This is a genomic window from Streptomyces olivochromogenes (assembly GCF_021538895.1).
Classification (GTDB): domain Bacteria; phylum Actinomycetota; class Actinomycetes; order Streptomycetales; family Streptomycetaceae; genus Streptomyces; species Streptomyces olivochromogenes_A.
In genome coordinates this window covers 1-7,723 of record NZ_JADDRL010000215.1, presented here as the reverse complement: position 1 = coordinate 7,723, position 7,723 = coordinate 1, and the positions used below count along the sequence as shown (strand labels likewise).

Genomic DNA, 7,723 nt, shown 5'->3' with positions numbered 1-7,723 from the left:
GGCGGTGGGCCAGGTCGCGGGCGATGGCGAGGCCCAGGCCGGTGCCGCCGTGGTCGCGGGAGCGGGCGTCGTCGAGTCGGACGAAGCGTTCGAAGATGCGCTCGGCGTCTTCGGTGGGCACGCCCGGTCCGTCGTCGTGCACCGTCAGGACGACCCAGTCGTCCTGGTTCCGGACGGTGATCTGGATGCGGTGCGCGGCGTGGCGGGCGGCGTTGTCGAGGAGGTTGCGCAGCAGTCGTTCGTATGCGTCGGGGTTTCCGTGTACGTATGCGGGGGCGGTGCTGTCGCAGCTGAGGGTCAATGGCCGTTCGGTGGGAGGGGATTGCTCGGTCAGCCGGGAGGCGAGGGCTGTCAGGTCGACGGTTTCGGGGCTGGCTGTGGGGGTGAGGGTGTCGAGGCGCGCGAGGAGCAGCAGGTCTTCGGCGAGCGCCTGGAGGCGGCGGGTCTGTCGTGCGGCGGTGGTGACCGCGGCGGGCCAGTCGGTGCGTTCTGGGTAGGCGAGCGCCACTTCCAGGCTGGCCAGCAGTGTGGTGAGGGGGCTGCGCAGTTCGTGGGCGGCGTCCGCGACGAAGCGGCGCTGCTGGGCGGCGGCGTTGTCGAGGCGTTGGAGGGTGGTGTTGATGGTGGTGGCGAGGGCGGTGATCTCGTGTCCCGCGGCGGGGACGGTGACGCGTTCGCGGGGGTCGCTCGCGGTGACCGAGGCGGTGAGGACACGGATGGCTTCGACCGGCCGCAGCGCGATGCGGACGGCGAAGTAGGTGACGGCGGCGATCAGTACGAGGCCGACGAGCCCGGCCCGCAGCAGCAGGCGGTCACTGGTCTTGGCTATTGCCTCGGCTGTGTGCGGGAGCACCACCACATAGACCCGCAGCTTGGCGTCGGCGGTGACGCCCAGAGCGGCGACTTTGTCGCTGCTCAGTTCATCGGCTCTGATATCGGCGGAGAAGACACGATAGGTCCCGCCGGCCATATCGCCTCTGATCCCGGGGTTGTAGTCGCGGTTCACAGGAAGGCGGACGAAATTGGGCGACCCATGCCCGGTCGGGGCGGGCAGCACATGGCGGGTGCCGGGATCGAAGGCGACCATGCCTCCGCCGTAGGCGACAGCGGTGCGCCGGCCGGTCGCGACGACCTCGTACGGCACGGCGCTTGTGCGAACGGGAACCACACCCTCCTTCAGCTGATCGCGTAACGACCAGAGCTGTTCCAGGGCTTGTTCTTCGGCGATCTGCGTGCTCTGGCGGTAGACGTCGTGGTGTACCCACCAGCCGATGCCGAGCAAAATGAAGGCGGCGGTCGAGGCGGCGGCCAGGGCCGCGCGGGCTCGTACCGAACGCGGCCACCAGCGGCGTCGCGGCTCAGTCGCGTTCACGGTCGTCCACCAGGCGGTAGCCGATACCCCGCACGGTCTGCAGAGACTGCCGGTCAAACGCGGCGTCCACCTTCTTGCGCAGGGCGCTGACGCGCGCCTCCACCAGGTTGGGATCCCATGCCTCGTCGGGCCACGCGTGATAGAGCAGATCCGCTTTGGAGACCGCCTGGCCCGCCCGGCGGGCCAGCAGCTCCAGCACGGCGAACTCCCTGGGCGTGAGTTCCACCCGGACCCCGGCCCGGCGGCATACCCGGCCGGCGACATCCAACGAGAGGTCGCCCACGGCAAGGACGGGCGGGGCGACCGCGGCGGCTCGTCTGACCAGGGCCCGCAGCCGTGCGACGAGCACCATGTAGGAGAAGGGTTTGGCCAGGTAGTCGTCGGCCCCCGTGTCCAGGGCCTCTGCCTGATCCCACTCCCCGTCCTTGGCGGTGAGTACCAGGATGGGAGTCGCGTTGCCCTCCCGGCGCAGCTGGGCGCAGACCTTGTAGCCGTTGAGTCCGGGCAGCATCAAGTCCAGTACGACAAGGGCGTATTCGCCGGTCCGGGCCATCCACAGTCCCTGCCGGCCGTCATGGGCGAGGTCGACGCTATAGCCCTCGGCGGTCAGACCGGTGTGCAGGGTGTGGGCAAGGTCCACCTCGTCTTCGACCACCAGGATGCGCATGGGGTGCAGCCTCGCACAGCGCTAGCCCACCTTCCTGATCGGCCGGTCAGGTTGGGTCAGCAACTGGTCAACGAGGTCCCGGCACGCTGGCGGAACGTCTTCGCCGCTGCTGAAAGGCCCTGTCGCCAATGTCCGTTGCTGAACGTGGCCCCGCCGTGGCCCGGGCGGTTTCCCCTCCCGTACCCGCCCGTCGACCCTCACCGAGCCCGGCCAAAACCGTTGTCGTCATCGCGCCCTTATCGCTGACCATCGCTCTGGGGCTCTGGGGTATCCGCCGGCAGAACACCATGTGGGGGGACGAGTCCGTCACCTATCAGCTCGCGCACCGCGATCTTTCGCAGATATGGCACACCGCCCAGCATGTTGATCTGGTCCATGCCCTCTACTACGCCATGATGCATGAGATCTTCGGTCTCTTCGGTGGCGGACTGCTGACATTGCGGCTGCCGTCTGTGCTGGCAATGTCCATGGCAGCGAGCGGAGTCGGGCTTCTGGGGCTACGCCTGGTGGGACCCCGTGCCGGGCTGCTGGCCGGGCTGGTGTTTCCGCTCCTTCCCCAGGTCCAGAAGTACGCGCAGGAAGGCCGCTCGTATGCCATAGTCTGTGCCCTGGTCACCTGGGCCACCTACGCGCTCCTGGTCAGCGTCCCTCATCGCGCCCGGTGGCGGTGGGCGGTCTACGGCTCCACCATGCTGCTGGCCTGTCTGCTCCATGAGTTCGCGGTCCTCGCCCTGGTCGCACACGGCGTCACCCTGGTCGTCTCCCGTGTTCCACGACCGGTGCTGAGGGCGTGGAGTGTGGCTGCCGCGGGCGTTGTGGCCGGGCTGTTGGCACTGGCGATCCGCAGCGCGGCACAGTCCGAGCAGGTGTCCTGGATCGGCGGACCGGTGCGGCTTCAATATTTCCTGGTGGTGGCGGTCATGGGCGTGGCGTGTGCCCGAGCGCCCCTGGCAGTGAGGGGGCCCGTACGGCTTTCCGCGCTGGCGGTGCCGATTCTTGTGCTTCCGGGCCTTCTGCTGCTGATCACCTCACTCGTCAAGCCCCTTTTCGTCGACCGATATGTGCTCTACAGCAATCTCGGAATCGCCTTGCTGCTGGGCGCCTGGATGGACTACTTCCACCGGCGGCAGCGGTCCTCCCGCACCCCGTGGATCGCGGCGGTCGCCGTACTGGCCGCGCTCGTCCAGCCGAGTCTCTCGCTGAGGACCCCCCAGAGCCGGAGCAATGACGCCACCGCCATCGGCGCCGCGGTACGCGAGGAAGGCCGTCCGGGCGACGGGCTGCTCTATCTCCCCGGCCAGCAACGGACCTTGACCGCGGCCAACCCCGAGGACACCCGTTTCCTGACAGATCTCGTCCTGGCACAGGATCCCGTTTCGTCGAACACACTTGCAGGTACCGAGCTTCCCGCCCGGGACATAGCGGCATGCATGCTGGAATTCGACCGGATCGTCGCGGTCCGCGCGGTGGGTGTGAACTCGCCGACCAACCCGCAGGAGGAGGCGAAAACGAGCACCCTGCGGCGCTACTTCCGTGAGTACGGAACAACCCATGTCAACGGGGCGCGAGTCACCGTCTATGTCCGGGACGACGGCCCGCCTCCGAAGGCGGGTCCTCGAGCCAACAGCCCGGGAGCGAGCGGTGGGGTGACGAGGTGACCGCGACTGGTGCCGGCCGGGCCGGCACCACCGCCGTCACGCTGTCTCGACCTGGAAGCCACGGACCTTGACTTGCCGGTCACTGCTGCCGGGGGAGGCTGCGGCTGTTCTCCGCCCCTGCCCAACTCATCGCAACCGCACGCGGGCGGCGCCTGCGATGCGCCCGCCACTGGCCATGGACGGAAAAAATCACCGACACGATCAGTCGGCTCGGCACCTTCCCGAACCCAGGCTGACCGGCAACAGCCCGGGGGAAGACCCGGGACGTCGGGGATGTCGGCGTCGTTGATCTCCTCGAACCCCGACGAGCAGCGGAGCAGTTCCTCGCGCTCGGCGTTGACCTGCTCCAGTTGCTCGGTGAGCTTGTCGGCCAGCGCGTCCAGCTCGGCGCGGCGGGCGGTGATCCTTTCCAGCATCCCGGGCTCCTCCCCCATCGCCGTGGCGTGACGCTCCGGATACGGATCGTAGGGAGCCGACGGGCGAGAGGCAGGCGAAACCGGGAAGTGCCCGTGGCGGCCTGTCAGATGATCTCCGGCGTGGACTGTCGCCGCCGACCGGGGCCAGTACGCCTACCGCCGTTCATGCCAGACCCTTTGAGCTGCTGTTTTGAGGATGTGCAGTTCCCAGTGATCTGAGAAGTGCCTACCGGGTAACGGTCGCCGGAGTCGGGAGGGGCCCGTGCGCGCCCTGCGCATGGCGGCCGACACCACCGTCGTGGAGCTCGGCTTACCCGAGGCCGGTGCGTACTGCGCGATTGGCGATCACATCGCAACGACCGGCGTGGTTGATCAGGGTGTGTACCGCCGACGGGCCGTCCTGCACGTGCACGTGCATGGAGACGGACACGGGAGCGGGCTCGCGCAGAACATCGCCGCGTGGGCGCTGGCGTGCGCATGGCGAGGCAATGGCCCTGTATCCGGTCCACGAGCCGGTCGTCGTCACCGGACGTGCTCAGGGCGGGGGAGTGGCCGCGTTGGACGACGACCTGGCCCAGCGGGCGCACGCGGTGGCGCAGACCGTACGGGAAACAGTGGGGGACTGGCGCGCACGGCCGCCGGCTCAAGGCCTCTCGAGCACCCACCGAGCCCGAGCAGGGGCCGGGTCCGGCGCGCTTGACGGTCGGCTCAAGAGGCACAGAGGTGTCGGCCTGTTCGGTGCAACGCTGGTCAGCGGCGGGGTAGCACGCCCAGGAGGGTTGCGGTCAGGGCCTGCTTCAAGTAGTCCTGCAGATCCAGGTGGAAGCGGGCCAGGTCGGGCTCGGCCTGGTAGGCCGCCTGCAGGCTGGGTGGGGGCGTGCTGTACGCCGACAGTGCGCCGGCCATGACCATGGTCTGCAGGCTGAACAGTGTTGCGTTCTCGCCCAGCTCCGGCAGGTACTTCCGGAGCAGGGCGGTCATGGTGGTCAGGCGGTCCAGGGAGGCGCGTTTGTAGCGTGCTACGACCTCGACGGAGACGTTGTGTTCCAGGACGCTGCCCTGGGCGCCGAAGAGCTCGCACAGCACCATGCGGCCGGACAGCGAGCGGCTGAGGATCTCGGCCGCGGCTGCCGCTCGCTCGGGCATGGGGAGGTCTTCGTCGATGCCGGCGGCCAACTCCCCTGCCAGTTCCGTCAGCCACTCCCGCAGATAGCGGTCGAGCAGCTCCAGCAGCACTGCCTCGCGGGACTCGAAGTAGCGCAGCACGTTCGGCTTCGCCAGGCCTACCCGGCGGCTGAGCTCGTTCAGGGTGAGCGCGGCCACAGGCATCTCGTCGAGCATCGCCGACGCCATGTCGAGGATCGCCCGTCGGCGGATCTCCCGCTGCTCTTCGGTTCGCGCCCGCTGGAAAGTCACGCTCTCCAGTCTAGATTAGGTACCTTCGGTACGTTGACAACATACCGAAGGTACTTTAATGTCGACGACGCAAGATACCTTCGGTACGTTATCTGGCTGGGAGCCTGACATGAGCGAGAAGTGGACGACAGCGAACATTGCGGACCAGCGCGGGCGGGTGGCCGTGGTGACCGGGGCCAACACCGGACTGGGGTACGAGACCGCCAAGGCGCTCGCCGAGCACGGGGCGTCCGTGGTGCTCGCCGTGCGCAACGTCGAGAAGGGCGCGCGGGCCGCGGCCCGCATGACCGGCGAGGTGACTGTGCAGGCGCTGGACCTGACCTCGCTCGACTCCGTGCGGACCGCGGCGGCGGCGCTGCACTCCCGGCTCGACCGGATCGACCTGCTGATCAACAACGCCGGCGTGATGTACACCCCGAAGCAGACCACCGCCGACGGCTTCGAGATGCAGTTCGGCACCAACCACCTCGGCCACTTCGCGCTCACCGGGCTGCTGCTCGACCTGATGCTGCCGGTGCCCGGCTCGCGCGTGGTGACGGTCAGCAGCACCGGCCACCGCATCCGGGCCGCGATCCACTTCGACGACCTGCAGTGGGAGCGGTCCTACAGCCGGGCCGCCGCCTACGGTCAGTCCAAGCTGGCCAACCTGATGTTCACCTACGAGCTGCAGCGCCGGCTCGCCGCGCACGGCACCACCGTCGCGGTCGCCGCCCATCCCGGCGTGTCCAACACCGACCTCATCCGCAACACCCCCGCCGCGCTCCGCCTGCCCGTCACCTGGCTCGCGCCGCTGATCACCCAGACGCCGGCCATGGGCGCCCTGCCCACCCTGCGCGCCGCCACCGACCCCGGCGCGCTCGGCGGCCAGTACTACGGTCCCGGCGGCCGCAACGAGGTCAAGGGCCACCCCCGGCTGGTCACCTCCAGCCCGCAGTCGTACGAGGTAGCCGTCCAACAGCGGCTGTGGGCCGTCTCCGAAGACCTCACCGGCGTGAAGTTCCCCGTTGTTCAGTCCCAGCAGAACTCGTTTTTCTCCGGATCGGCCATCACGATGTAGCCCGCGCCGGTAGGAGGCGCCGGCCCGTCCGGCGCTTTGCCGCCCGACGGTCGGCGCGATCGAGAACAGCCGCTAGGAACATGCGGGAGCTGCGTCCGCGGAGCGGTGGGACGGTGAGCATCCGAATGCTCGTCGTCTTCGATACCGAGCGGCGGGCCAGGCCGCATACAGGTACGCACGGCGGATCCTGGCACGCCGGGAAATGATCTCTGCGAGCGTGGGCACTGATGAGTGCCCACCGCGGAATCAGTCCTGGCAGAGGACTTCCGTCGGTGCCCCACACCGGCAGCTGACCGCTGCCCGGTGGCGGGCCGAGGACGGCTTTCCTACCGCTGACCCGCAGAACTCTTCACCGCCGCGATCAGACCACTCGATCCAGCCGGCCGCGGCTGGACCCTGCTTGTCCTGCGCGACCGAGCACCCCGGAACAGGTCGGCCCCTAGATGACGCACCAGCAGGCACCCTGCCCTGATCGGCACACAGGCCACAACCGGTACCACCGTAGCCCTCTCCGCTTCATGACGAGCACCCGGCAGCATGGTCAGCCCCGCCGAGTTGCAGAACGACCCATCCGACAGGTCCCGTACGACGGCCCGCTCGGCACGATCGGTAATCTGTGTCAGCTGCCCGTGCGGCTCACGCTGCGAGATGCCCCCCCGCACCTTCGCCACCAGGATGGCGACGAATGCGGCGTGTTGTGTCATGGCCTGCCGGTACGCGGCGGGGAAAGCGTCGGTGCCGGTGGTGTCCGGGATGAGGTGGGCGGGGCAGGGGATCGGCAGCTGCTGCATCACGGGCATCGTGGCAAAACGCCGCCAGTGTCGGCTGTGTTGCTGGGGCGGACGGCCCGGGCCGCCATGCGACCGTGCCAAGCCGGCCGCCTGTCCCCGTGGCCGCGCGTTCGCCGGCGACGACATTGGCCTGATCAGTACGGTCGGGTCGTTCGCTCCAGGCGGACGACGACGATGGCGATGTCGTCGCCTGCGCCGCTGGCGAGGCCCAGGCGGGCGAGGAGGGCGTCGGCGAGGTGGTCCGCGCCGAACCCGGTGCAGGTGGCGAGCGTGGAGGTCAGGCGGGCCAGGCCGGCGTCGATGTCCTCACCGCGGCGTTCGATCAGGCCGTCTGTGTACAGGACGA

General features: G+C 68.9%; 7 protein-coding genes. 2 read left to right on the top strand and 5 right to left on the bottom strand.

The window, feature by feature from the left end; all coding sequences use genetic code 11:
• The coding region (locus IPZ69_RS45760; RefSeq protein ID WP_235460849.1) for a sensor histidine kinase at positions 1 to 1,372 on the bottom strand (1,372 nt) is incomplete at its 3' end.
• Positions 1,359 to 2,039, bottom strand: coding sequence for a response regulator transcription factor (locus IPZ69_RS45755; protein ID WP_235460848.1), 681 nt, complete (start codon positions 2,037 to 2,039; stop codon positions 1,359 to 1,361). The genes IPZ69_RS45755 and IPZ69_RS45760, both read right to left, overlap by 14 nt.
• A 128-nt stretch (positions 2,040 to 2,167) precedes the next feature.
• On the opposite strand from IPZ69_RS45755, the gene IPZ69_RS45750 reads away from it, so the two are divergent.
• On the top strand, positions 2,168 to 3,697 hold the full coding sequence (locus IPZ69_RS45750) for a glycosyltransferase family 39 protein (RefSeq protein ID WP_235460847.1): 1,530 nt from the start codon (positions 2,168 to 2,170) through the stop codon (positions 3,695 to 3,697).
• Between the two features lie 1,166 nt (positions 3,698 to 4,863).
• Here IPZ69_RS45750 and IPZ69_RS45740 read toward each other — a convergent pair.
• On the bottom strand, positions 4,864 to 5,529 hold the full coding sequence (locus IPZ69_RS45740; protein WP_235460846.1) for a TetR/AcrR family transcriptional regulator: 666 nt from the start codon (positions 5,527 to 5,529) through the stop codon (positions 4,864 to 4,866).
• Between the two features lie 109 nt (positions 5,530 to 5,638).
• Here IPZ69_RS45740 and IPZ69_RS45735 point away from each other — a divergent pair, with 109 nt between their 5' ends.
• The gene (locus tag IPZ69_RS45735) at positions 5,639 to 6,586 is read left to right on the top strand and encodes an SDR family NAD(P)-dependent oxidoreductase (protein WP_235460845.1); all 948 of its coding nucleotides are present in this window, start codon (positions 5,639 to 5,641) and stop codon (positions 6,584 to 6,586) included.
• 326 nt (positions 6,587 to 6,912) lie between these two features.
• On the opposite strand, the gene IPZ69_RS45730 is transcribed toward IPZ69_RS45735, so the two are convergent.
• Together IPZ69_RS45730 and IPZ69_RS45725 are read right to left on the bottom strand one after the other, a co-directional pair.
• The gene (locus IPZ69_RS45730) at positions 6,913 to 7,377 is read right to left on the bottom strand and encodes a hypothetical protein (protein ID WP_235460844.1); all 465 of its coding nucleotides are present in this window, start codon (positions 7,375 to 7,377) and stop codon (positions 6,913 to 6,915) included.
• A gap of 134 nt (positions 7,378 to 7,511) precedes the next feature.
• Positions 7,512 to 7,723: SpoIIE family protein phosphatase (locus IPZ69_RS45725; protein WP_235460843.1), on the bottom strand; the 212-nt coding region annotated here is incomplete at its 5' end.